Annotated in this window: 21 protein-coding genes; 5 read left to right on the plus strand and 16 right to left on the minus strand. The window is 56.9% G+C overall.

Annotated elements, in window-relative coordinates; translation table 11 throughout:
• Positions 1-4: 4 nt before the first annotated feature.
• The 3 genes from truA to pdxB all read right to left on the minus strand — a co-directional run bounded on the left by truA (position 5) and on the right by pdxB (position 3,034).
• Positions 5-817 (minus strand): tRNA pseudouridine(38-40) synthase TruA, encoded by an 813-nt coding sequence (gene truA / locus KGP22_RS15700; protein WP_223580079.1) that lies wholly within the window; start codon positions 815-817, stop codon positions 5-7.
• Entirely contained in the window at positions 817-1,830 is a 1,014-nt protein-coding gene (locus KGP22_RS15705) for an aspartate-semialdehyde dehydrogenase (RefSeq protein WP_223580081.1), read from the minus strand. Before KGP22_RS15705 ends, truA begins: the two co-directional genes overlap by 1 nt.
• Positions 1,831-1,897: 67 nt before the next feature.
• Positions 1,898-3,034, minus strand: coding sequence for a 4-phosphoerythronate dehydrogenase PdxB (pdxB, locus tag KGP22_RS15710; RefSeq protein WP_223580083.1), 1,137 nt, complete (start codon positions 3,032-3,034; stop codon positions 1,898-1,900).
• 113 nt (positions 3,035-3,147) lie between these two features.
• Here pdxB and flk point away from each other — a divergent pair, with 113 nt between their 5' ends.
• Positions 3,148-4,152 carry a flagella biosynthesis regulator Flk gene (gene flk, locus KGP22_RS15715; RefSeq protein WP_111965252.1) on the plus strand — a complete coding sequence of 335 codons (1,005 nt, stop codon included), beginning with the start codon at positions 3,148-3,150 and terminating at the stop codon, positions 4,150-4,152.
• Between the two features lie 42 nt (positions 4,153-4,194).
• Here flk and KGP22_RS15720 read toward each other — a convergent pair whose 3' ends face one another.
• On the minus strand, positions 4,195-5,373 hold the full coding sequence (locus KGP22_RS15720) for an MFS transporter (protein WP_032659215.1): 1,179 nt from the start codon (positions 5,371-5,373) through the stop codon (positions 4,195-4,197).
• 207 nt (positions 5,374-5,580) lie between these two features.
• Positions 5,581-6,798 (minus strand): beta-ketoacyl-ACP synthase I, encoded by a 1,218-nt coding sequence (gene fabB, locus KGP22_RS15725; RefSeq protein WP_014832795.1) that lies wholly within the window; start codon positions 6,796-6,798, stop codon positions 5,581-5,583.
• Between the two features lie 158 nt (positions 6,799-6,956).
• Between fabB and mnmC the strand changes: the two genes are divergently transcribed.
• Positions 6,957-8,954 carry a bifunctional tRNA (5-methylaminomethyl-2-thiouridine)(34)-methyltransferase MnmD/FAD-dependent 5-carboxymethylaminomethyl-2-thiouridine(34) oxidoreductase MnmC gene (gene mnmC / locus KGP22_RS15730; protein WP_223580085.1) on the plus strand — a complete coding sequence of 666 codons (1,998 nt, stop codon included), beginning with the start codon at positions 6,957-6,959 and terminating at the stop codon, positions 8,952-8,954.
• A gap of 58 nt (positions 8,955-9,012) precedes the next feature.
• On the opposite strand, the gene KGP22_RS15735 is transcribed toward mnmC, so the two are convergent.
• The 6 genes from KGP22_RS15735 to prmB are packed head-to-tail and all read right to left on the minus strand — an operon-like array spanning position 9,013 to position 13,564.
• Entirely contained in the window at positions 9,013-9,291 is a 279-nt protein-coding gene (locus KGP22_RS15735) for a YfcL family protein (RefSeq protein ID WP_048029667.1), read from the minus strand.
• Positions 9,292-9,304: 13 nt separating this feature from the next.
• Positions 9,305-9,850 (minus strand): elongation factor P hydroxylase, encoded by a 546-nt coding sequence (locus KGP22_RS15740; RefSeq protein ID WP_111965248.1) that lies wholly within the window; start codon positions 9,848-9,850, stop codon positions 9,305-9,307.
• The gene (locus KGP22_RS15745; RefSeq protein WP_045908744.1) at positions 9,850-10,659 is read right to left on the minus strand and encodes a sulfite exporter TauE/SafE family protein; all 810 of its coding nucleotides are present in this window, start codon (positions 10,657-10,659) and stop codon (positions 9,850-9,852) included. Before KGP22_RS15745 ends, KGP22_RS15740 begins: the two co-directional genes overlap by 1 nt.
• On the minus strand, positions 10,659-11,483 hold the full coding sequence (gene mepA, locus KGP22_RS15750) for a penicillin-insensitive murein endopeptidase (RefSeq protein WP_111965247.1): 825 nt from the start codon (positions 11,481-11,483) through the stop codon (positions 10,659-10,661). The genes KGP22_RS15745 and mepA overlap by 1 nt, the downstream gene beginning before the upstream one ends.
• A 2-nt stretch (positions 11,484-11,485) precedes the next feature.
• On the minus strand, positions 11,486-12,571 hold the full coding sequence (gene aroC / locus KGP22_RS15755) for a chorismate synthase (RefSeq protein WP_149366428.1): 1,086 nt from the start codon (positions 12,569-12,571) through the stop codon (positions 11,486-11,488).
• Positions 12,572-12,631: 60 nt separating this feature from the next.
• Positions 12,632-13,564, minus strand: coding sequence for a 50S ribosomal protein L3 N(5)-glutamine methyltransferase (gene prmB, locus KGP22_RS15760; protein ID WP_008502612.1), 933 nt, complete (start codon positions 13,562-13,564; stop codon positions 12,632-12,634).
• Between the two features lie 145 nt (positions 13,565-13,709).
• Here prmB and smrB point away from each other — a divergent pair, with 145 nt between their 5' ends.
• A complete protein-coding gene (smrB, locus tag KGP22_RS15765) occupies positions 13,710-14,261 on the plus strand; it encodes an endonuclease SmrB (protein WP_111965245.1) in 552 nt (183 codons plus the stop codon).
• A 46-nt stretch (positions 14,262-14,307) separates the two neighbouring features.
• On the opposite strand, the gene sixA is transcribed toward smrB, so the two are convergent.
• From sixA to KGP22_RS15785, 4 genes are all read right to left on the minus strand, one after another.
• Complete coding sequence (gene sixA, locus KGP22_RS15770; RefSeq protein ID WP_045330962.1) at positions 14,308-14,793, minus strand: phosphohistidine phosphatase SixA; 486 nt, start codon at positions 14,791-14,793, stop codon at positions 14,308-14,310.
• A 209-nt stretch (positions 14,794-15,002) separates the two neighbouring features.
• Positions 15,003-17,150, minus strand: a complete 2,148-nt coding sequence (gene fadJ, locus KGP22_RS15775) for a fatty acid oxidation complex subunit alpha FadJ (RefSeq protein WP_223580087.1) — start codon at positions 17,148-17,150, stop codon at positions 15,003-15,005.
• Positions 17,150-18,460, minus strand: coding sequence for an acetyl-CoA C-acyltransferase FadI (fadI, locus tag KGP22_RS15780; protein WP_111965243.1), 1,311 nt, complete (start codon positions 18,458-18,460; stop codon positions 17,150-17,152). Before fadI ends, fadJ begins: the two co-directional genes overlap by 1 nt.
• A 278-nt stretch (positions 18,461-18,738) precedes the next feature.
• Positions 18,739-19,023, minus strand: a complete 285-nt coding sequence (locus tag KGP22_RS15785; protein ID WP_149366424.1) for a YfcZ/YiiS family protein — start codon at positions 19,021-19,023, stop codon at positions 18,739-18,741.
• Positions 19,024-19,395: 372 nt separating this feature from the next.
• Between KGP22_RS15785 and fadL the strand changes: the two genes are divergently transcribed.
• On the plus strand, positions 19,396-20,679 hold the full coding sequence (gene fadL, locus KGP22_RS15790) for a long-chain fatty acid transporter FadL (protein WP_223580089.1): 1,284 nt from the start codon (positions 19,396-19,398) through the stop codon (positions 20,677-20,679).
• A gap of 44 nt (positions 20,680-20,723) precedes the next feature.
• On the opposite strand, the gene mlaA is transcribed toward fadL, so the two are convergent.
• Positions 20,724-21,476, minus strand: a complete 753-nt coding sequence (gene mlaA, locus KGP22_RS15795) for a phospholipid-binding lipoprotein MlaA (RefSeq protein WP_023336447.1) — start codon at positions 21,474-21,476, stop codon at positions 20,724-20,726.
• Between the two features lie 313 nt (positions 21,477-21,789).
• On the opposite strand from mlaA, the gene KGP22_RS15800 reads away from it, so the two are divergent.
• On the plus strand, positions 21,790-22,719 hold the full coding sequence (locus KGP22_RS15800) for a formate/nitrite transporter family protein (RefSeq protein ID WP_111965241.1): 930 nt from the start codon (positions 21,790-21,792) through the stop codon (positions 22,717-22,719).
• Positions 22,720-22,767: the final 48 nt, after the last annotated feature.

Raw genomic sequence — 22,767 nt, forward strand, 5'->3', positions numbered from 1 at the left:
TTGTTTAGTCCGCTAAAAACAGCGGGCCCATTGGCGGTTTCGGCATGTCAAATCGTTCCGGATAGTCTACTGAGACCAGATACAATCCTTCCGCTTTCGCCGTGGCTGCCGCAAGCGTTCTGTCCTTCGCTGCCAGCAGGTCTGCAATCCAGCTCTCCGGCTGGTGTCCGGCACCTACTTCCATCAGGCTGCCCACAATATTCCGAACCATATGATGTACAAAGGCATTGGCTTTGATATCCACCACCACATACGCGCCAAAACGGCTGACGTTGATGTGCATGACGTTGCGCCACGGCGTACGGGATTGACACTGCACCGCACGAAACGACGTAAAGTCATTTTCACCAATCAGACACTGCGCCGCGCGATGCATACGTTCTGCGTCGAGCGGTTCATAAAAATGCGTCACGCCCTGGCTTAACACAGCCGGACGCAGGCGCTGATTGTAGATGACGTAGCGGTAACGGCGCGCCGTGGCGCTGAAGCGCGCGTGAAAATCATCCGGCACAGCTTTCACCCAGCGCACCGCAATGTCACCAGGTAAATTCGCATTTACGCCCAGCGTCCAGGCGGCATCCTTACGCACGGCGGTGGTTTCAAAGTGAACCACCTGCCCCGTGCCGTGAACGCCGGCATCCGTACGGCCTGCGCACAGGACATTAATCGGCTCGTTTGCCACCTGAGAGAGCGCTTTCTCCAGCTTCTCCTGAACGCTGCGCACCTCATTCTGACGCTGCCAGCCATAATATTTACTGCCGTCGTATTCAATACCGAGGGCAATTTTATGAACCGGCGTTTGTTCCACGTCTGACATCAGTACAGGTACTCCTGCACCAGTTTTTCAGCGATCTTGACCGCCATCAGCGCGCCGCCGAAACGAACGTTGTCGGCAACGGACCAGAACTGGACCTGCTCCGGCATACCGTAGTCGTTACGCACGCAGCCAACGGAAAGATGCGCGCTACCGGTAGCATCGCCCACCTGGGTCGGGAACTCGCTCTCTTCAGAGAGGACGATGTCTTCCCCGCGGCCAAACGCATCGCGCGCCTCTTCTGCCGCCAGGGGACGCAGCGCTTCAAAGCCGACCATCTGCGCGTGACCGTAGAAGACCGGGGACTGCACGACGCTTGCGGAGATCATCAGGCCATCGTCCTGCAGAATTTTACGCACCTCATCGACGATACGGCGCTCTTCGCGCACGGAGCCCTCGCGATCCGGCAATAGCGGCAGCATGTTGAACGCCAGCTGGCGGCCAAAGAAATCATCTTCATCAATCGGAATGCCGTTCAGCAGCTTCGCGCTCTGCCCGGCCAGCGCGTCAACGGCCTTTTTGCCGTTTGCGGACGCCGACAGCAGGCTGGTGACGGTAATGCGCGACAGGCCGCCGTCGTCGATCAGCGGTTTCAGTGCAGTCAGCAGCTGGCTGGTCAGGCTGTTCGGCACCGCAATGATGTTACGGTTGCGGTAGTCAGCCAGCACAAACGGGTTCACGTCCGGCACCACCAGCGGCACATCCGGCTCCATGGAGAACAGGCCGCTCAGGTCAATCACCAGGCAGCCTGCGTTGGTCGCCTCTTCAACGTACGCCGCAGTGGCTTCAGCACCTGCAGCGAAAAACGCCAGCTGCGCCTGCGTCCAGTCGAACGCCGCCGCATCCTGAACCATGACGGATTTACTGTTAAAACGCAGATGCTCACCCGCGCTATCGGTACGCGCCAGCGCATAGATATCGCCCACCGGGAACTGACGCTCAGCAAGCGTTTCGAGCAGGGCTTCGCCCACGGCACCCGTGGCACCTAAAATGGCAATGTTCCAGCCTTCAGACATGGTGGTTTACTCCAGAAATAAAAAAGCGTCCCTGTCGGAGTATCCGACAGGGAGCATTAAGAAGACATTAATGCGCCGGGTGATGAACGGCGTTAAACCCCAGCTTGTGCAGCAGCATCGCCGCCGGGGCGTCGTCGCACATCACATACAGGGAAGACCACTCGCGGCGCTCAACGTAGTTCTTGCGCAGCTTATCAAACTCGCCCGGGATCCCTGCCACTTTACGCAGCAGCGCATCATCGCGGCGCACATCATACACCAAATGTACCAGCCTTTTCAGCGTTGCCTGATCGAGCGGGCCGTGGAGAGTAATGCGGCCAAATTCAGGCGCGGGAAGTAAGGTATCCAGCGCCACCTGCTGCGGATGGCCGATAAAGGCGCTATAGGCCTCGAAGACCTGCGTCGTGCCGCGGGCTTTCCCTTCGAGGGTATAACCGGCGATATGCGCGGTGCCCACGTCCACCTTGTTAAGCAGCTCAACGTTGAGGTCCGGCTCCGGCTCCCAGACGTCCAGCACCACGCTGAGATCTTGTCCTTCGTTCAGACACGTCAGCAACGCGGCGTTATCGACTACCGGACCACGACAGGCATTTATCAGAATAGTGCCAGCCTTCAGACGGCGAATGAGCGCCTCATCGGCAAGATGCAGCGACTTATACGGACCCTCTTTAAACAGCGGCGTGTGGAACGTCAGCACGTCACACTGTTCAACCAGCTCGTCCAGCGAGCGGAAATCCCCGTCCTCGCCGTTGTCTTTGCGCGGCGGATCGCACAGCAGCGTGCGGATCCCTAACGCTTCCAGGCGCTTTTGCAGGCGCCCGCCGACGTTACCCACGCCGACAATCCCCACGGTGCGGTCTTTCAGCGCAAAACCGTCGCGCTCGGCCAGCATCAGCAGCGAGGAGAAAACGTATTCCACGACGGCAATGGCGTTGCAGCCCGGTGCGGCGGAAAAACCGATTCCGGCCTGCTTCAGCCATTTATCATCCACATGATCGGTCCCTGCCGTTGCGGTCCCAACGAACTTAATCGCCTTACCGGCGAGCAACGCCTCATTTACCTTGGTCACCGAGCGCACCATCAGGGCGTCGGCATCGTCCAGTTCGTTGACCGGGATCGGGCGACCAGGAACAGCCTTAACGTTACCCAGGCGGCTAAACAGCTCACGGGCGTAAGGCATATTTTCATCAACGAGGATTTTCACGTCTGAGTACCTGTTTGAGAGGAAGAAAACCTGCCAAGTGTGCCATAATCTGGCCGCCAGGCATATACGTCTGCCAGGTTTACGCTGAGTTTTGACTTTAAGGATTTTTGACGATGCAGCCCATTTCAGGTACGCCGCCACGCCCTCCGGGTGAAGGCCCGGTCACGCCAAACGTTGCCGGTGAACAACCGCTATCCACGCAACAGCGCACCGTGCTGGAGCGACTGATCACGCGCCTGATTGCGCTGACTTCGCAGCAAAACGCGGAAGTCTGGGCCGGGGTAAAGCATGATTTAGGCGTGAGGAACGACGCACCGCTGCAGTCGCGCCATTTCCCGGCGGCCGAACAAAATCTGAACCAGCGTATTACGACCGCGCAGCAGAACCACACCACCCGCCAGATTGTTTCTCAGCTGACGGAGCTGCTGGGCCAGGGAAATAACCGCCAGGCGGTAAGTGATTTTATTCGCCAGCAGTATGGTCAGACCGCGCTGGGCCAGCTGACGCCCGACCAGCTCAAAACCGTGCTGACCCTGCTGCAGAATAACGAGCTGTCTATTCCGCAGCCACAGGTGCGCCCGGCGACCGAGCGTCCTCTGCTGCCCGCCGAGCACAATACGCTCAAGCAGATGGTGACGAAGCTGGCCGCGGCCACCGGTGAACCAACGAAGCTTATCTGGCAATCCATGCTGGAGCTGTCCGGCGTGAAGGCGGGTGAGTTAATCCCGGCCAAACAGTTTACTCATCTGGTGACCTGGCTTCAGGCGCGCCAGACGCTCAGCACCCAGAGCGCCCCTACCCTGCATACCGTCCAGGCCGCGCTGAAACAGCCGCTTGAGCCGCACGAGTTCGAGGTGATTCGGGAATACGCCCAGCAAAACTGGCAGGCCACGCCGCAGACGGTACTGACCACCGCGCAGGTGCAGGATCTGCTCAACCAGATCTTCGTTCGCCGCGCAGAGCGTGAAGGCGGCGTGCCGGAGGTGAGAAACATTCAGCCGATCTACAGCCCGCTGTTTGCGCCGGTCGTGGAAACCTTCAGAACGCTCTCCGCGCGTCCGGGATTGATGTTTATTGCGCTACTGATTGCACTGGCGATTTTCTGGCTGGTTGTCTGAGGTTTGGCCCGGTGGCGCTGCGCTTACCGGGCCTACAACGGCTCAAGTCCTGCGAAACGCCACCAGCGTGACCACAATCCCAACCACCGCGGAAACCGCACCTGCCAGGAAGACGGACGGATAGCCAAACGAGGTGGCTAACACCCCTGCCAGCGGTCCGGTTACCCCGTATGAGATATCCTGAAACGCCGCATAGCCGCCCAGCGCCGTACCGCGCACCTGCGGGGCCACGCGCTTCACCACTTCAACACCCAGCGCCGGGAAGATCAGTGAACAGCCGCAGCCGGTCAGCGCCGCACCAAGCAACGCAACGGAAGCCACGGGAGCATTCCACAGCAGCAGCAGACCGATGGTCTCAATCACCAGCGACGCCACCGCCACCTTCACGCCGCCAAAGCGATCCGGCATCCAGCCGAAGAAGACGCGCATTAGCACAAACGCGCCGCCAAAAGCGGTGAGCGTAAAACCGGCCATCGCCCAGCCACGGCTCATAAAATAGAGCGAAACGAACGTCCCAATCACCGCAAAACCCACGCCCTGCAGCGCCAGGCCAAGACCCGGCTGCCAGATTTGGCCTACCACGCTCCACAGGGAAGGTCGCTCGCCTTTGTGCGCGGGCACCTTACGCACCGAGCCGTTAAACGCCCACGCCAGCAGAGGTAAAACCATGGTGGTTGCGGCCAATGCCGCAAATCCAAACTGGCTATTGATAAGCAGCCCAAGCGGCGCACCGGCAGCCAACGCGCCATAGATGGCCATACCGTTCCAGGACATCACCTTACCGGAACGAGCAGGCCCCACCAGCCCCATTCCCCAGGTCAGGGTGCCGGTCAGCAGCTGGCTTTCACCGAAGCCAAGAATTAAACGGCCCAGCACCAGCAGCGCAAATTTATACGCGGCATCGACCGGCAGTAGAGCCGCCAGCAGCCAGGCGCCGCCCGCTAGCCCGCAGGCAAACATGCCCTGCAGCGCCGAGCGCTTGGCACCGTGCTGATCCGCCAGACGTCCGGCGTAACCGCGGGTTAATACCGTGGCTAAAAACTGAATGCCCACGGCAATGCCGACCATGGTGTTGCCATAGCCCAGTTCCTGATGAACGAAAAGCGGGATCACCGGCAGCGGCAGGCCAACGGTCATATAGGTCAGGAATACCGCAAAGGCGATACGGAACAGCGAGACGTTCGCTGAAGGGGTTGTTTCTGTTTGAGTTACTGCAGTCATGCTTTACTCCGAAATGAAGAGTAAGGCGGGAAAATGCCACGCCCCCTCTACCTGATTATCAGGATTAAGGTGCGTTGGTTGACGTTAAACGCTTACGCATTATCGTGAGGATAATGTTGAGGGGTAAAGTTTGCCTGTGAGATCAGCCGCTTGTCAATGCATAAAAAAGGGAGCCTTATGGCTCCCTTTCGGAATCAAACTTAAAACTTATGCTTTCAGCTTACGCATAACCAGCGTGGCGTTGGTGCCACCGAAGCCGAAGCTGTTTGACATGACGGTAGTCAGCGTCGCTTCCGTTGGTTTGGTCACGATGTTCAGGCCGGCAGCCTGCTCGTCCATCTCTTCAATGTTGATGCTTGGCGCGATAAAGCCGTTTTCCAGCATCAGCAGAGAGTAGATCGCTTCCTGCACGCCAGCCGCACCCAGAGAGTGACCGGTCATGGCTTTAGTCGCGGAGATCGCCGGGCTGTTGTCGCCGAAGACTTCACGGATCGCACCCAGCTCTTTCACGTCGCCTACAGGAGTAGAGGTACCGTGGGAGTTCAGGTAGTCGATTGGGGTGTCAACGCCGTGCATCGCCATCTTCATGCAGCGCACCGCGCCTTCGCCGGATGGCGCAACCATGTCGGCACCGTCAGACGTCGCACCGTAGCCAACGATTTCAGCGTAGATGTGCGCACCACGTGCCAGGGCGTGCTCCAGTTCTTCAACCACAACCATACCGCCGCCGCCCGCGATAACGAAACCGTCACGGTGCGCATCGTAGGTACGAGAGGCTTTGTCCGGGGTTTCATTGTACTTGGTGGACAATGCGCCCATCGCGTCGAATTCACAGGCCATTTCCCAGCCCAGCTCTTCACCGCCGCCAGCAAATACGATGTCCTGTTTACCCAGTTGGATCTGCTCAACAGCATTACCAATGCAGTGCGCGGAAGTCGCACACGCGGAGCTGATGGAGTAGTTCACACCGTGGATTTTGAACGGGGTCGCCAGGCACGCGGAAACCGCAGAACCCATGGCTTTAGTAACCACGTACGGACCTACCGCTTTCAGACCACGCGGGCTACGCATTGCGTCAGCACCGAATACCTGCGCTTTAGATGAGCCGCCGGAACCGGCAATCAGACCCACGCGCGGGTTGTTCTGATAAACCTCTTCGCTCAGGCCGGAATCTTTGATCGCTTCCTGCATGGAGAGATAAGCGTAAATAGAGGCATCGTTCATGAAACGAACCACTTTGCGGTCGATCAAACCGGTGGTGTCCAGTTTGACGTTACCCCATACGTGGCTACGCATACCTGAATCTTTAAACTCTTCAGAGAAAGTGATCCCGGAGCGTCCTTCACGCAGAGATGCCAGGACTTCCTGCTGGTTATTACCGATGCTGGAAACAATGCCCAGGCCAGTAATCACTGCACGTTTCATTCAATACCTCTGTAAGTCGCACTATAGTAAGTTTCGAGTCGCACAATAGCGTACACTTGTACGCCGAACAAGTCCGATCAGACATTTTCTGCGGAAATTTGCACCGATGGACTCACATCGTTAAGATCGTGCCACTGCCTGTCAGACGAGTAACTTACGTGAAACAAAACGCTATACAACCCGCCAACCTCGAATTCAACGCTGAGGGTACACCTGTTTCCCGAGATTTTGATGACGTCTATTTTTCTAATGATAACGGACTCGAAGAAACTCGCTATGTTTTCCTCGATGGAAACCAGCTCAGCACCCGCTTCCCGGCGCACCCGCGGAGCCTGTTTGTGGTCGCGGAAAGTGGATTCGGCACCGGGCTGAATTTTTTAACCCTCTGGCAGGCGTTTAACCAGTTCCACGCTGCTTACCCCGAGGCTACGCTACAAAGATTACATTTCATCAGTTTCGAAAAATTCCCGCTCACCGCGCACGATCTGCGGCTTGCCCACCAGCGCTGGCCGGAGCTTGCGCCTTGGGCAGAACAGCTTCAGGCGCAGTGGCCGCCCCACATCGGCGGCTGTCACCGTCTGATTCTGGACGGTGGACGCGTCACGCTGGACTTATGGCTCGGCGACATCAACGACCTGACCGACAGGCTCGATGATTCGATGAATCAGAAGGTCGACGCGTGGTTCCTGGACGGTTTTGCCCCCGCCAAAAACCCGGACATGTGGAGCCAGCATCTGTTTAACGCGATGGCGCGGCTGGCGCGTCCTGACGCGACGCTTGCCACCTTCACCTCGGCAGGCTTTGTCCGCCGCGGACTGCAGGAGGCGGGCTTTACCATGCAGAAGACCAAAGGCTTTGGCCGCAAGCGCGACATGCTGGTCGGTAGGATGGAGCAGACGCTGGACATACCCGCTCAGACGCCCTGGTTTGCGCGCCGCGCCAGCGCATCGCGCGACGTAGCGATCGTTGGCGGCGGGATCGCCAGCGCCCTGCTCTCGCTCGCCCTTCTCCAGCGCGGCTGGCAGGTCACGCTCTACTGTGCTGACGACGCGCCCGCCAGCGGCGCGTCCGGCAACCGTCAGGGGGCGCTCTATCCGCTTTTAAGCGCGCACGACCCGGCTCTGTTCCAGTTTTTCCCGGCAGCGTTTACCTTCGCTCGTCGCCTTTATGACGCGCTTCCGGTGGCCTTCGACCATGACTGGTGCGGCGTCACGCAGCTCGGCTGGGATGAGAAGAGCCAGCAGAAGATCGCGCAGATGCTGTCTCTGGGCCTGCCCGAAGAGATTGCCCGCGCGGTAAGTGCGCAAGAGGTGGAAGACACCTGTGGCGTGGAAACCGGGTGTGGGGGCATTCAGTATCCGCTCGGCGGCTGGCTGTGCCCGGCTGAACTGACCGCGGCGGTCATTGCCCTGGCGCAGTCGCGCGGGCTGACGGTGCAGTATGCCTACAAGGTTGAATCGCTGAGCCGGACAGAATGCTGGGATCTGCGTTTTGCTAATGGCAAAGAGGCACGCCATGCCAGCGTTGTGCTGGCAAACGGACATCACATCAGCCAGTTTACCCAGACGGAGTCGTTGCCGGTTTATCCTGTTGGCGGCCAGGTAAGCCATATTCCCACCGCGCCTGAGCTCGGCAAACTGCGCCAGGTGCTGTGCTATGACGGCTATCTGACGCCGCAAAATCCGTCTAACGGCCATCACTGCATCGGGGCCAGCTATCATCGTGGCAAAACGGATATGCGCTACAGCGAAGTGGATCAGGCGCAGAACCGCCAGCGTCTGATTGACTGCTTCCCGGATGCGGCGTGGGCGAAAGAAGTCGACGTCAGCGCCGGAGACGCGCGCTGCGGCGTGCGCTGCGCCACCCGCGATCATCTGCCGATGGCGGGCAATGTGCCGGACTATGAGGCAACGCTTGAGGTTTATCAGAACCTTGCTGATAACCGGGATAAAGCGGTGAGCGCTCCGGTTTATCCGGAACTGTATATACTCGGCGGGCTGGGTTCTCGCGGGCTGTGTTCTGCGCCGCTTCTGGCCGAAGTCTTAGCCGCGCAAATGAGCGGAGAGCCGATTCCGCTGGACAGAATTACGCTTGCGGGCCTGAATCCGAATCGATTGTGGGTGCGGAAACTGCTGAAGGGGAAGAAGATTAAGTAGGGTGCGTTCCGGGGCCCTCACCCCGCCCCTCTCCCACAGGGAGAGGGTGGTGAAACACTTACTTCGCTTTTGCCTGCTGGAACAGGTTGTCCCACATGCCCAGCACCAGAGACTGGTCGCGCGGAGAGAGTTCCCCGGCCTGAATGGCTTTCTCCAGGCTGCGGGTCACTTCTTCGTGAACGGCGTCGGCAGAGTGATCGTCCCCCGCTTCAAGCTCGGCTACAGCGAGCGTCAGGTGACCACGCAGATAACCGCTGGCGAACAGCTCATCATCGCTGGCGTGTTCCACCATGTCATCAATTAACGCCAGAATGCGTGATTCAAATTCTGCGATCATCTTCTTTCCTCTTTTAAAGATCTTCCGGCCAAGGGAAGCATTCCGCCGCGATCGCCGGCGTGTGGTAATAATTCTGTAAGGCCTCGATCAGGCGCGCCGGACGTTCCGGGATGCCTTTCTCAAGATATTCCATCACCTGCGCATGCACGCGGCGCTGGAAGACGATACGGTCTGGCTCGAAGTCGCCTTCGAGGTTATCGCAGCTGACGTTGAACGGGAAACCCGCCGCGACGCAGAACAGCCATTCCAGCGCCTGCGGTTTGACTTCCACATCTTCAAACTGCCCCTGCGTCGCGGCGTCACGTCCGTCCGGGCAGTACCAGTAACCAAAGTCTACCAGCTCGCGCCGCGCTTTTCCGGCGATGCACCAGTGCGAAATCTCGTGCAAGCCGCTGGCGTAAAAGCCGTGGGCAAAGACGATGCGGTTATACGGAACCTCGTCATCTGCAGGAAGATAGATCGGTTCGTCGTCGCCTTTAATCAGACGGGTATTAAAATCGTCAGCAAAACAGCCGTCGAAAATCTCAATCAGCTGTTCGTATTTATGCGTACTGTTCATTAGTGCATCCCCAACCAGGTGAGGATCTCCTGTCCATGGCTGTCATAAAGTAGTTTGGCGCTCATCACGGCCGAGACGATGACGATCATCGGGCGAATCAGTTTTTGCCCTTTGCTTAATACCAGGCGCGAGCCCGCGCGCGCGCCCAGGAACTGCCCTGCCATCATCACAAACCCGGTTGCCCAGATGACCTTGCCGCCAATGATAAACAGCAGCAGGCCGCCGAGGTTCGAGGTGGCGTTGAGCACTTTGGCATGGGCGGTCGACTTGGCGAGGTTAAACCCGGCTAGCGTCACGAACGCCAACGCGTAAAACGAGCCTGCCCCCGGGCCGAAGAAACCGTCGTAAAAGCCGACGCAGCCCCCGGCAATCAGGGCAAACGGCAGGCCGTGCAGACGACGCTGGCGGTCTTCCTCGCCGAGCTTCGGCATCAGCAGGAAGTAGAGACCGATGCAGATAACCAGAACCGGCAGGATCTGGCGCAAAATATCCGACTGCACGTGCTGCACCAGCAGCGCGCCCGACGTTGAGCCGATAAAGGTCATCAGGATATTGAGCTTCTGATCGGCCAGGCTCACCACCTTGCGGCGAATAAAATAGAGCGACGCCGAGAGCGAGCCGCCGCAGGCCTGCAGCTTATTGGTGGCAAGCGCCTGCGCCGGGCTCATGCCCGCCGCCAGCAGCGCGGGAACGGTTAACAACCCGCCGCCGCCCGCAAGGGCATCGATAAAGCCGGCCAGCATGGCCACAAAGAACAGCACCACCAGCAACAGCGGTGACACCATAAACAGATCGACGAAATTATCCATTAAAGTACATGCTCATCCAGTAGCGCCTGGCAGGAAGGCGGCAGCGGAGGCGGTGTCTTCTTCTCAGGCTTAGAGGTTCCAGGTTTTGCCGGTTCAAACCAGCTTTGCAGTTCCGCACCGCAGCCATCGCCCGGCGGAGGTAGCGGCTGATCTTCACATTCCAGGCTATTCGCCGGGCAGCGCAGACGAACGTGCATGTGCGCACGATGCTGGAACCACGGCCGCACTTTGCGCAGCCAGTCACGATCGGTTCCGGCATCCAGGCAGAGCTGCTGCTTGATGGCCGGGTTAACGAAAATCCGCGTGACGTCGTTATCTTCTGCCGCCAGCTTGATCATGCTGGATACGTCCCGCGTCCACAGGGACGGCACAACGCGCTTGCCGTCGCTCGCCACCAGATCCAGCGCCTGCGGTTTCAGCAGTTGGGCGGCGGTCCAGCGGGCTTTAGGCAACTGCAGGAAGATATCAACATCCAGTCCGGTCTGGTGACTGGCGTGTCCACCGTTAAAACGACCGCCGGCAGGCATCCCCATATCGCCGATCAGCATCGTGCCCAGCCCCAGGTTATGAACCTGGTTTCCCAGTCGCTGAATGAACAGCACCAGATCCGGGTGGCCGAAGTAACGACGCTGGTCGGTACGCATCACCTGATAGGTATCCGATTGCAGCGGAAGTTCCTGCGCGCCCACGATACAGCCGTTGGAAAAGGCGCCGATCGACTGCGCGCTCCCCGCCACCGGATGGGTGATTTTTTGCCACGGTGTGGCGGCCAGACTGGCTCCACTGGCAAGCAGCGCCAGCAGAGCAATTGCGGTTTTTTTCATGTTTACCAGCGTGGAATGGTGGTCGTCACATCCGCATTCTGCGCGCGCTGGCGCAGGAAGTGATCCATCAGCACGATCGCCAGCATCGCCTCTGCGATCGGCACCGCGCGGATCCCCACGCACGGATCGTGACGTCCTTTGGTGATCATCTCAACTTCTTCGCCATCGCGGTTAATCGTGTGGCCCGGCACGGTAATGCTGGAGGTTGGCTTCAGCGCGATGTTGGCAACAATCTGCTGCCCGCTGCTGATCCCGCCCAGGATGCCGCCCGCGTGGTTGCTCTGGAAGCCCGCTTTCGTGATTTCGTCGCGGTTCTGGCTGCCGCGCAGGGATACCACGTCAAAACCGTCGCCAATCTCTACGCCCTTTACCGCGTTGATGCTCATCAGCGCGTGGGCGATGTCGGCGTCGAGACGGTCAAATACCGGTTCGCCCCAGCCTGGCGGAACGCCGTCGGCCACCACGGTCACTTTCGCCCCGATGGAGTCGCCCTCTTTTTTCAGGCCGCGCATCAGTTCGTCCAGCGCGTCCAGCTTGTCGGCATCGGCACAGAAGAACGGGTTTTGCTCGACCAGATCCCAGTCTTTGATCGCCAGCGGAATCTCGCCCATCTGGGTCAGACAGCCGCGGATAACGATGCCAAATTTCTGCTGCAGGTATTTTTTGGCAATGGCGCCAGCCGCCACGCGCATTGCGGTTTCACGGGCGGAAGAGCGTCCGCCGCCGCGATAGTCGCGGAACCCGTACTTTTGTTCGTAGGTATAGTCGGCATGGCCCGGACGGAACACGTCTTTGATGGCGCCGTAGTCCTGGGAGCGCTGATCGGTGTTTTCAATCAGCAGACCAATGCTGGTGCCGGTGGTGCGGCCTTCAAAGACGCCGGAGAGAATTTTGACCTGGTCCGGCTCGCGGCGCTGCGTGGTGTAGCGAGAGGTGCCCGGACGACGACGGTCGAGGTCGTGCTGTAAATCGGCTTCGGTCAGTTCGATGCCTGGCGGTACGCCATCAACGATACAGCCCAGCGCCAGCCCGTGTGACTCGCCAAAGGTGGTCACGCGGAATAACTGTCCAATAGTGTTTCCTGCCATCACGGCTCCGATGTTGTTGTTTGTGTTTGAGCGTTGTGAAACGGGCCGAAGCCCGCTGGATTAATCTTTATAGATGCTGAAGTGTTCGCGCGCGTCGAGCAGCTGCGCTTTGGTCAGCATAAAGACGCCGTCACCGCCGTTGTCGAACTCAAGCCAGGTGAACGGCACATCCGGGTACTGCTCTATCAGATGTACCATGCTGTTGCCCACTTCACAAATCAGAACGCCGTCGTCGGTCAGATAATCCGGCGCGCAGGCCAGAATGCGGCGGGTCAGCTTCAGGCCGTCAGAGCCAGACGCCAGACCCAGCTCCGGCTCGTGGCGGTATTCGTTCGGCAGATCGGACATGTCTTCCGCATCGACGTACGGCGGGTTGGTGACGATCAGATCGTACTGCAGCGTGGGCAGGTCGCGGAACAGATCGGAGCGAATTGGCGTAACGTGATGGATCAGGCCGTGCTCTTCGATGTTGTGCTCGGTCACGGCCAGCGCGTCGGTGGAGATATCAACCGCGTCCACTTCCGCTTCCGGGAAGGCGTAAGCGCAGGCAATCGCGATACAGCCGCTCCCGGTACACATATCGAGAATGTGCTGCGGCTGATGGCCGATCAGGCCTTCAAAGTGATTGTTAATCAGCTCGCCAATCGGGGAACGCGGCACCAGCACGCGTTCATCGACATAGAACTCGTGGCCGCAGAACCAGGCTTTGTTGGTCAGATAGGCGACCGGAATACGCTCGTTCACGCGGCGGATCACGCGCTCAACGATGCGGTGTTTTTCGCTGGAGGTCAGGCGCGCGGTGCGCATGTCTTCCGGGATATCCAGCGGCAGGTAGAGGGACGGCAGCACCAGCTGCACGGCTTCATCCCAAGGGTTATCGGTACCGTGACCGTACCAGATATTGGCGGCGCTGAAGCGGCTAACCGACCAGCGCAACATGTCCTGTATGGTATGCAGCTCGTTTACTGCTTCATCGACAAATATTTTATCCACTCTTTCCTCCAGGGCATGCTCGCATAATTTTCGGCGGCTAGTTTGCCATGAAGACGGCGATAAATCAGCAATGACGCGTACCGCTTGAGGTTAAAAAATGCGTTTAGTCGGGTACACTATCGGAAATACGAGATGAGAATGACGAATGAAAAAGAAAACATCGCTCAGTGAGGAGGATCAGGCGCTCTTCCGACAGCTGATGACCGGGACGCGTAAGATCGCGCAGGACACCATCGTTCATCGCCCGCAGCGTAAAAAAATCAGCGAAATACCGGTCAAACGCCTGCTGCAGGAGCAGGCCGATAACAGCCACTATTTTTCAGATGAATTTCAGCCGCTGCTTAATACGCAAGGGGCTGTTAAGTATGTACGCGAAGACGTCAGCCATTTTGAGCTGAAAAAATTACGCCGCGGGGATTATTCGCCGGAGCTGTTTCTCGATCTCCACGGCTTAACGCAGATGCAGGCGAAACAGGAGTTGGGGGCATTGATTGCCGCCTGCCGTCGCGAACATGTTTTTTGCGCCTGCGTAATGCATGGCCACGGTAAACATATTCTCAAGCAACAGACGCCCCTCTGGCTGGCGCAGCACCCGCACGTGATGGCTTTTCATCAGGCACCGAAAGAGTACGGCGGAGATGCCGCGTTGCTGGTGTTGATTGAAGTGGAAGAGTGGCAACCGCCAGAGTTGCCCTGACAGAATGGCGGGAAGCACATTGCACCCCGCCATATCGCACGTCACGTCAGATCGCTTTTGCCATCTTCAGGTTGCACGGACTCATTTGCCAGTTGAAGACACCTTTGCCCGTTTCGTCGAGAGAAACATTGGCAATAGCGGATGTCGTGAACATAGGCGGGGTTTCGCCAGGGCAAAGCTCAGATACCAGATAGCCAACCAGTGGCAGGTGGGAAATGACCAGCGCGGAAGCGACACCTTCATTGCACAGCGCCTGAAGATAAGCGCTGACAAGGCCTACATCGCCACACGGGGTGAGTTCAGGGAGAACATCCACGCTGGATGGTAGGTTCATACACTCCCCTACCACGTCAAGCGTCTGTTCTGCACGCAGGAACGGACTCACCAGAACGCGTTCGATGTCCACTTTTTGACCGTTAAGCCAGGTCGCCATCAGACGAGATTCGTCGCAGCCACAGACGGTCAAAGGACGTACTGAGTCACTGGCGGCATCGAGTGCCGCGTCGCCGTGACGCATGATAAAAACTTGCATATTGCACCGCTTTTGTTAACCAGAATCACCGGCGTTAACTACCCGCGATAAATGCTGTGAGGTAGAAAACCCGATGGCCGGGCATTGTGCCTGATCCATTCGGTGAATGAAACGCTGTTTTTTACCTCAATGGCGTAAGTATAGTCAATCTCTGTTTACAAAATCGCCAGAACAGGTTCCTTCACTTCAGGATTTACCCTTCTTTGACCTCAGCTTACGAGGACAGTTTCCCTTGCTGGCCAAAATGTCTGGCCCCGTTCCGCCATCTGCAATAATTGGTCACACGGTGTAAACCGTGGACCATACTGCGAAGCCAGACGTTGCAGGATTGCAACCACTTCACCCGCGCCGAGCGTATCCATGTAACGGAACGGGCCGCCAAGGAACGGCGGGAAACCAATGCCAAATACCGCACCAATGTCGCCATCGCGCGCGCTCTTGATCACCTGCTCACCAAAGCAGCGCGACGCTTCATTGAGCATCATCATCACGCAGCGCTCAGCGCACTGAACGGCAGAGAGTTTTCCCTGACCAGAAGTCGTAATAAGTCCATAAACAGAAGGGTCGACCTGTTTTCTGCTTTTACGCCCTTTCGCGCCGTAAAGATAGAAACCGCGTTCATTTTTTCTGCCTTTGCGATCGTCCTTCAAAATCGCAGAAACAATATTTGCAGGTGGGCTGAAACGATCGCCGTATGCGGCTTCCAGCACTGGTATAATTTTAGTGCCGGTGTCTATTCCCACCTCATCCAAAAGTTGGATTGGGCCTACGGGGAAACCAAACTTTACCAGCGCCTCGTCGACGTACTCGATCTTCTCGCCTTCCGTCAGCAACCGCATGGCTTCATTAATATAGGGAGCCAGAATGCGGTTGACGTAGAAGCCGGCCTTATCTGCTACTACGATCGGCGTTTTCCCCTGCTTCTTCGCAAGTTTGACTACCGTGGCGATGGTTTGCGGACTGGTCGTCGCGTGTGGAATGACTTCCACCAGCGGCATTTTTTCGACCGGGCTAAAGAAGTGCAGCCCAATCACCTGCTCCGGACGCGCGGCTTTCGCCGCGATATCGCCAATCGGTAATGACGACGTATTGGAGGCAAAAATGGTATGCGGAGCACAATGTTGCTCAACGTCTGCCACCATCTGCTGCTTAAGCGCCAGATCTTCAAACACGGCTTCAATCACCAGATCGCGGTGCGCAAAACCGCTGTAATCCGTCGTACCGGAGATCATCGCCAGGGTTTTATCACGCTCGCTTGCTTTGATATGGCGGCGTTTGACCTTTTGATCAAGGTTCTGCCAGCTGTACTGCAGCGCGTGGTTGATCCCCTTAGGGTTAATGTCTTTGATACGTACAGGTAATTTGCCTTTGCTGGCGGTAACAAAAGAGATACCGCCGCCCATGAGCCCCCCACCCAGTACGCCAATGGCACGCAGCGGTGCAGGCTCAGCCTCGCTGCCGGGATCTTTTTTCACGTCTGTGCTGGCGAAGAAGATGCTGCGCAGCGCCTGTGACTGCGGCGTCATCGCCAGTTCGCCGAAGGCTTTGGCCTCCGCGGCATAGCCGCTGCTGCTTCCCTGCGACAGCCCGGTTTCGATCACTTCCAGGATCCGCTTTGCCGCCGGGTAGTTGCCTTTGGTTTTTTGTTCCGTCTTTTTACCCACCATGTTGAACAGAAGCGTTCTTCCCAGCGGACCAGCCAGCACGCGCTCACGGACCGGCAGAGGACGTTTTGCCTGACGCCCTTTCAGCGCAAGCTCGACGGCGGCTTCCAGTAAAATAGACTGCGGCACGACGTCATCGACCAGACCGGCTTTTAGCGCCTGACGGGCGCGCAGCTGTTTACCGGTTAAGATCATCTCCAGCGCCGTGCTGACGCCCACGAGGCGCGGCAGTCGTTGCGTTCCGCCGGAGCCAGGCAGCAGGCCCAGCTGCACTTCCGGCAGGCCCAGGATGGTTTTTGCATCGTCAGTACAAATCCGGCTGTGACATGCCAGCGCCAGCTCAAGCCCGCCGCCCAGACAGGCGCCGTGGATCGCTGCGATAACCGGGATCGGCAGGCTGTTGATCTCCGACATTACCTGCTGGCCCTGACGCGCCAGCTCTTCGGCTTCCAGTGCGTTTTGCGCCCGGTCGATCATGTTGATATCCGCCCCGGCTATAAAGTTGTCGGGTTTGGCTGAGATAAACACCAGGCCGCGAATGGCTTTGTTTTCGCGGATCTGCTTTAGCATCGCGCGCACCTGAACACCAAATTCGGCCTTCAGGGTATTCATCTTTTCATCAGGCACATCAATAGTGATAACGGCCACGTTATCGAGGCGAACCGTCAGATTAAATGCAGATGGCATATCCATTATTCAGCCTCCAGAACCATTGCTGCGCCAAGGCCACCCGCCGCACAGGCGGTAACGAGGCCAAACCCGCCGCCGCGGCGACGGAGTTCATGTAATGTTTGCGTGATCATTCGCGCACCGGTGGCGGCAAACGGATGACCGTAGGCGATAGAACCACCCAGCACGTTGAACTTACTCTGATCCACTTCGCCTGTGGCATGGGCGCGGCCCAGCACATCGCGCGCGAAACGCTCGCTTGCCAGTAGCTGAACGTTTGCCAGAGTCTGCGCGGCAAACGCTTCATGCATATCAATCAGGGTCAAATCAGCCATCGTCAGCCCCGCGCGCTCCAGCGCCAGCGGCGTGGACCATGCCGGACCTAACAACATGTCCTGCCAGACATCAATGGCGGTGAAGGCATAGCTGCGTAAATAGCCCAGGGGAGTGATGCCCAGCTCTTTCGCGCGGGATTCGGTCATAAGGATCACGGCGGCGGCCCCGTCCGTCAGCGGCGTACTGTTCGCCGCCGTCACCGTGCCGTGCTTGCGGTCAAACGCCGGGCGCAGCTTTGTGTAATCCGCCAGCGTCGAGGTGCCGCGAATATTGTTATCTTCCACAAGCGGTTCACGGTAGGGGGGAACATAGGCGGTCATGACCTCATCGGTCAGCTTGCCTTCCGACCAGGCTTTTGCCGCAAGCTGATGTGAACGATGCGCCAGCGCATCCTGCTGCTCACGGGTAATGCCGTAGGTTTTAGCCATCTGCTCGGCGGTATCGCCCATGCGCAGGCCAGTGGAGTATTCCGCTACGGCAGGTGGCACGGGCATCAGATCGCGCAGACGTAAACGCGAGAAGAGTTTGAGTTTCTGACCCGTCGTACGGGCTTTGTTGGCATCGACCAGGATACGCGCCAGCTTTTTACTGACCCCAATCGGCAGCACCGAAGAGGAGTCTGCCCCACCTGCAATTCCGGCGCGAATAGTGCCCGCCATCAGGCTTTCAGCGACGTTAGCCACGGCCTGGAAACTGGTTGCGCAGGCGCGACTGACGCTGTAGGCATCGGTATGCACGTTCATCCCGGTACCGAGTACGATTTCCCGCGCAATATTGGGAGCTTCAGGCATCTGCACGACCTGACCGAACACCAGCTGCTCGATGACCTCAGGCGAAATTTCGCTGCGAGCCAGCATCTCCCCCACTACCATTTTCCCCAGGTCAACGGCCGGTATGCCATGAAACGCCGTTGCCTGACGCGCAAATGGCGTTCGCAATCCACTGACTATGGCAATGCGATCGCCCTGACGGGTAATTAGCGGTAATGCCTGACTCATAACACTCCCCTGTAAAAAATTTTTCGCAAACATAAAGTGGTCTGACCTGATAATAGTCTTAACCATTTTTTTACATTCAGCCAATCGGGGAAACGAAAAAGTGCGAGCTAAAACACAGAGAAGAAAAAGAAAATGCCCCTGTATGACAGAGGCATTTGTGCGGTTTGTTGCCGGGTGCGAAAGGTAAAAGCAAAACGGTAACCCGTCGGTTACCGTTTTTAATGTTTGCGCCCTCTCCCGTGGGAGAGGGTCGGGGTGAGGGCATCAGGCCGCAGAAATTAACGCAGACCCAGCTGGAAAATCAGCGTTTCTGCTTCGCAGGAGAAAACAAAGTCGATGTCCAGCTTCACGCCGCCTTCCACTTCGGTAAAGGTCGACTTGATTTCACACGGATCGGATTCAACATCACGCGCACGCTTGCTCAGCGCGGCCAGGGTCTCTTCCGCTTCGGCACGGTTAGTGAACACACGGCTGTAAGACGCGGTGCAATCGGAGTTGTCCATGATGGTCCCAACATCCATACAGCAGCAAACCGGGGTTTCATCAGCACTGCATTTACTCATAGCTCAATTTCCTCTGTATTCGCGCAGCGCGCGAGATAAACACGATGCTGATATTTTACGCCCCGGCGCGGGCTCTCTCCAGCCGTTAATGGCGCAAAAACGGATAAGTGACCAATATCACACTAAAAAATGATCCAGAACAAAAACCACCCTTTTGGGTGAGTCGCGATGGTCACAATTTTGCCAACCAGATCTCGTTTCGCGAAACATGTTTGAAAATATTAATAAACAAACTTGCAACATTCTGGCTGGTCAGACCTATACTCTGGCCACTGGTCTGATTTGTCTGTCATACCTCAGACCCTACACTTCGCGCTCCTGTTACGGTATGTAACAATTATTGAATAAAAATAACTCAATGAGGTTATGGTCATGAGCCAGAAAACCCTGTTCAACAAGACTGCGCTGGCAGTCGCAGTGGCACTCGTCTCCACTTCCGCCTGGTCAGCGGGCTTTCAGTTAAACGAATTTTCTTCCTCTGGCCTTGGCCGTGCGTATTCCGGGGAAGGCGCTATTGCTGATGATGCGGGTAACGCGAGTCGTAACCCCGCGTTGATCATGATGTTCGATCGTCCGACTTTCTCTGCCGGTGCGGTTTATATCGACCCTGATGTCAACGTTTCTGGTAAGTCGCCTTATACGGGTGCGAGCCTTAAAGCGGACAACATTGCCCCAACAGCATGGATCCCCAACCTGCACTTCGTTGCGCCTATTAACGAACAGTTTGGCTGGGGTGCATCCGTAACGTCTAACTACGGCCTGGCTACCGAGTTCAATAACAACTACCCGGCTGGTGAATACGGCGGTAAAACAGACCTTACTACGCTGAACCTCAACCTGAGCGGTGCGTATCGCCTGAACGATAACTGGAGCTTTGGTCTGGGCTTTGATGCCGTCTACGCCGATGCCAAAATCGAACGTTATTCCGGGGAACAGACTGCACGCCTGCCTAAAAACAGCAATAAAATTGCCAGTCTTGAAGGTGATGAGTGGGGCTATGGCTGGAACGCCGGTATCCTGTACGAGCTGGACAAAAACAACCGTTGGGGCCTGACCTATCGTTCCGAAGTGAAAATTGACTTCGACGGCGATTACAAGAGCGGCATCCTGAAGCCTGTGAACAACCTGGTTCCTGGTGCGGGTACAACCATTCCTTGGGGAACGTCCAACCAGACCGTTCCAGGTTCACTGTCACTGCATTTACCAGAAATGTGGGAAGTGTCCGGTTACAACCGTGTAGCACCGCAATGGGCTATCCACTATAGCCTGGCCTATACCAGCTGGAGCCAGTTCCAGGAGCTGAAAGCGACCGGAACCAATGGCCAGACGCTGTTCTATAAGGACGAAAGCTTCCACGACGCCTATCGTATTGCGTTGGGTACCACCTACTACTACGATAAAAACTGGACTTTCCGCTCCGGTATCGCATTTGACGACAGCCCGGTTCCGGCAGACAAACGTTCCATTTCCATTCCGGATCAGGACCGTTTCTGGTTAAGCGCGGGCGCGACGTATGCGTTCAACGAGAATGCATCCATCGATGCGGGCGTATCTTATATGCACGGTCAGAAAGTGACGTTCCAGGAAGGCCCTTACGAGTTTACCTCTGAAGGTAAAGCCTGGCTGTTCGGTACGAACTTCAACTACGCGTTCTAACCGCGACAGAATCAAAAAAGGTGAGCATTGCTCACCTTTTTTATTTACTCAGAATCGATATCTTTTAGTTCGTTTTCGATCGCCTTCGCGTTTGGATTCTCTTCCGGCTTCAGCTTACCGCCGTTGGCAATAAAGTCATGATTCTGGAAGTACGCTTCACGTACCATAATGTACGGGTCGGAAGACTGGCGCAGCAGGCCATCAGAGTCGAGCAATTGCGCGCGGGTTTCAATCCCTTCTACCGTCCATTTACCCACCGAAAGCGGCCAGGTCAGCCATGACAGAACCGGATACAGCGTATCGACCATATCACCGCCGTCATCACGCACGGTGAAGCTGCCATAGAACGGCAGATGAACGTAAGGGCCGTAACCGACACCATAATGCCCCAGCGTACTACCAAAACGGTGCGGCTGTTCACGCTGCAGTTTCGGGTTCGCCATGCCTGCGACGTCAATAAAGCCGCCCATCCCCAGAATGGAGTTCAGGAAGAAGCGGGTAAAGTGGACCATCCCCTGATAAGGGTCGCCCTGCAGGAAGTAGTTCACCATTACCGCCGGCTCTTCGAGGTTGCTGGTAAAGTTACTTAACCCGTTACGCGCGGGCTGTGGAACATAATCGCGCCATGCCACTGCCACCGGGCGAACCACATAAGGGTCCAGCACGTTGTAGTTGAAGCTATACATGGAGCGGTTAAATCCTTCGAGAGGATCGGAGCGGCCCGTTTGCTCCCCAGAGCTGGCGCAGCCCACAAGCATCGTCGCGCCCAGCGCAAGCGCCGACAGCCGAAGTTTCATAAATATCTCCCTGTTCAGTATGGCTATCGTTGATTGCCATCCGTAACGGAGCCTGATGCTCCGTCTGTAAACGTGCAAGCGATTGTAACAGCACGTTTACCGATGTCTATGAGCACAATTACGGGCAGTAACCACCGTGACTCTGATCTCAGCATAGCCTGGCTTTTAGAATTCGTTTCGCTGGCAATTTTATAATGTCTTTGAAAGAGATGTATCACCTTTGTTGTCATTGCTGCCAATTTAAGAGCATCCCCACAGGCATCCCGACAAAAGCCGCTACGCTTAACAGAAAGATCAATCTCCGGGAGCATATATGAAAGAAGTGGGCGAAGAAAAAATTGGCGAGAGCAATGAGGAACTTGAAATTGAAAGCGAGGAGAAAGCGCGCGGCGAGAAAATAGAAATTGATGAAGATCGCCTCCCTTCCCGCGCGATGGCCATCCACGAGCATATCCGCCAGGACGGTGAAAAAGAGATGGAGCGCGACGCGATGGCTCTCTTCTGGTCAGCCATCGCGGCAGGGCTCTCAATGGGCGCATCTCTGCTTGCGAAAGGGATATTTCATGTGCAGCTGGAAGGCGTACCCGGCGGTTTTTTACTCGAGAACCTCGGTTATACCTTCGGCTTTATTATCGTCATCATGGCCCGCCAGCAGCTATTTACTGAAAACACGGTGACCGCTGTGCTGCCGGTGATGCAAAACCCCACACTCGGAAATTTCGGTTTATTGATGCGGCTCTGGAGCGTGGTCCTGCTGGGAAATATCATTGGCACGGGCATCGCGGCCTGGGCGTTTGAATATATGCCGATATTTGATGAACCCACACGGGATGCGTTTGTAAAAATCGGCATGGATGTAATGAAAAACACGCCGGTCGAGATGTTCTCGAATGCCATCATCTCCGGCTGGATTATCGCCACGATGGTGTGGATGTTCCCTTCAGCAGGCAGCGCCAAAATTGTCGTGATCGTACTGATGACCTGGCTGATTGCGCTGGCGGACACTACGCATATTGTGGTCGGTACCGTTGAAATCCTCTATCTGGTCTTCAACGGTACGCTTCACTGGAGCGATTTCTTCTGGCCGTTTGCCCTTCCGACGCTGGCGGGAAACATCTGCGGCGGGACGTTTATCTTCGCGCTGTTAAGCCATGCCCAAATCCGTAACGACATGTCGAACAAACGCAAAGCTGAGCTTAAGGCACGGGAAAATGATGATAAATCGACAAAAAAATCGACCTGAATGGTGACTCTTTGAGCAGTCAGGCGGCGATGCGCTTAACGCAAAGTG

The organism is Enterobacter sp. JBIWA005, assembly GCF_019968805.1.
Classification (GTDB): Bacteria; Pseudomonadota; Gammaproteobacteria; order Enterobacterales; family Enterobacteriaceae; genus Enterobacter; species Enterobacter vonholyi.

What these genes read in the sequence shown, in the direction of transcription:
- KGP22_RS15735 (WP_048029667.1), bottom strand. Translation starts at nt 9,291, where the DNA reads ATGATCGCAGAATTTGAATCACGCATTCTGGCGTTAATTGATGACATG.
- KGP22_RS15740 (WP_111965248.1), bottom strand. Translation starts at nt 9,850, where the DNA reads ATGAACAGTACGCATAAATACGAACAGCTGATTGAGATTTTCGACGGC.
- fadI (WP_111965243.1), bottom strand. Translation starts at nt 18,460, where the DNA reads ATGAGTCAGGCATTACCGCTAATTACCCGTCAGGGCGATCGCATTGCC.
- KGP22_RS15785 (WP_149366424.1), bottom strand. Translation starts at nt 19,023, where the DNA reads ATGAGTAAATGCAGTGCTGATGAAACCCCGGTTTGCTGCTGTATGGAT.
- mepA (WP_111965247.1), bottom strand. Translation starts at nt 11,483, where the DNA reads ATGAAAAAAACCGCAATTGCTCTGCTGGCGCTGCTTGCCAGTGGAGCC.
- aroC (WP_149366428.1), bottom strand. Translation starts at nt 12,571, where the DNA reads ATGGCAGGAAACACTATTGGACAGTTATTCCGCGTGACCACCTTTGGC.
- smrB (WP_111965245.1), top strand. Translation starts at nt 13,710, where the DNA reads ATGAAAAAGAAAACATCGCTCAGTGAGGAGGATCAGGCGCTCTTCCGA.
- KGP22_RS15800 (WP_111965241.1), top strand. Translation starts at nt 21,790, where the DNA reads ATGAAAGAAGTGGGCGAAGAAAAAATTGGCGAGAGCAATGAGGAACTT.
- sixA (WP_045330962.1), bottom strand. Translation starts at nt 14,793, where the DNA reads ATGCAAGTTTTTATCATGCGTCACGGCGACGCGGCACTCGATGCCGCC.
- fadL (WP_223580089.1), top strand. Translation starts at nt 19,396, where the DNA reads ATGAGCCAGAAAACCCTGTTCAACAAGACTGCGCTGGCAGTCGCAGTG.
- truA (WP_223580079.1), bottom strand. Translation starts at nt 817, where the DNA reads ATGTCAGACGTGGAACAAACGCCGGTTCATAAAATTGCCCTCGGTATT.
- KGP22_RS15705 (WP_223580081.1), bottom strand. Translation starts at nt 1,830, where the DNA reads ATGTCTGAAGGCTGGAACATTGCCATTTTAGGTGCCACGGGTGCCGTG.
- flk (WP_111965252.1), top strand. Translation starts at nt 3,148, where the DNA reads ATGCAGCCCATTTCAGGTACGCCGCCACGCCCTCCGGGTGAAGGCCCG.
- mlaA (WP_023336447.1), bottom strand. Translation starts at nt 21,476, where the DNA reads ATGAAACTTCGGCTGTCGGCGCTTGCGCTGGGCGCGACGATGCTTGTG.
- fabB (WP_014832795.1), bottom strand. Translation starts at nt 6,798, where the DNA reads ATGAAACGTGCAGTGATTACTGGCCTGGGCATTGTTTCCAGCATCGGT.
- KGP22_RS15745 (WP_045908744.1), bottom strand. Translation starts at nt 10,659, where the DNA reads ATGGATAATTTCGTCGATCTGTTTATGGTGTCACCGCTGTTGCTGGTG.
- fadJ (WP_223580087.1), bottom strand. Translation starts at nt 17,150, where the DNA reads ATGGATATGCCATCTGCATTTAATCTGACGGTTCGCCTCGATAACGTG.
- KGP22_RS15720 (WP_032659215.1), bottom strand. Translation starts at nt 5,373, where the DNA reads ATGACTGCAGTAACTCAAACAGAAACAACCCCTTCAGCGAACGTCTCG.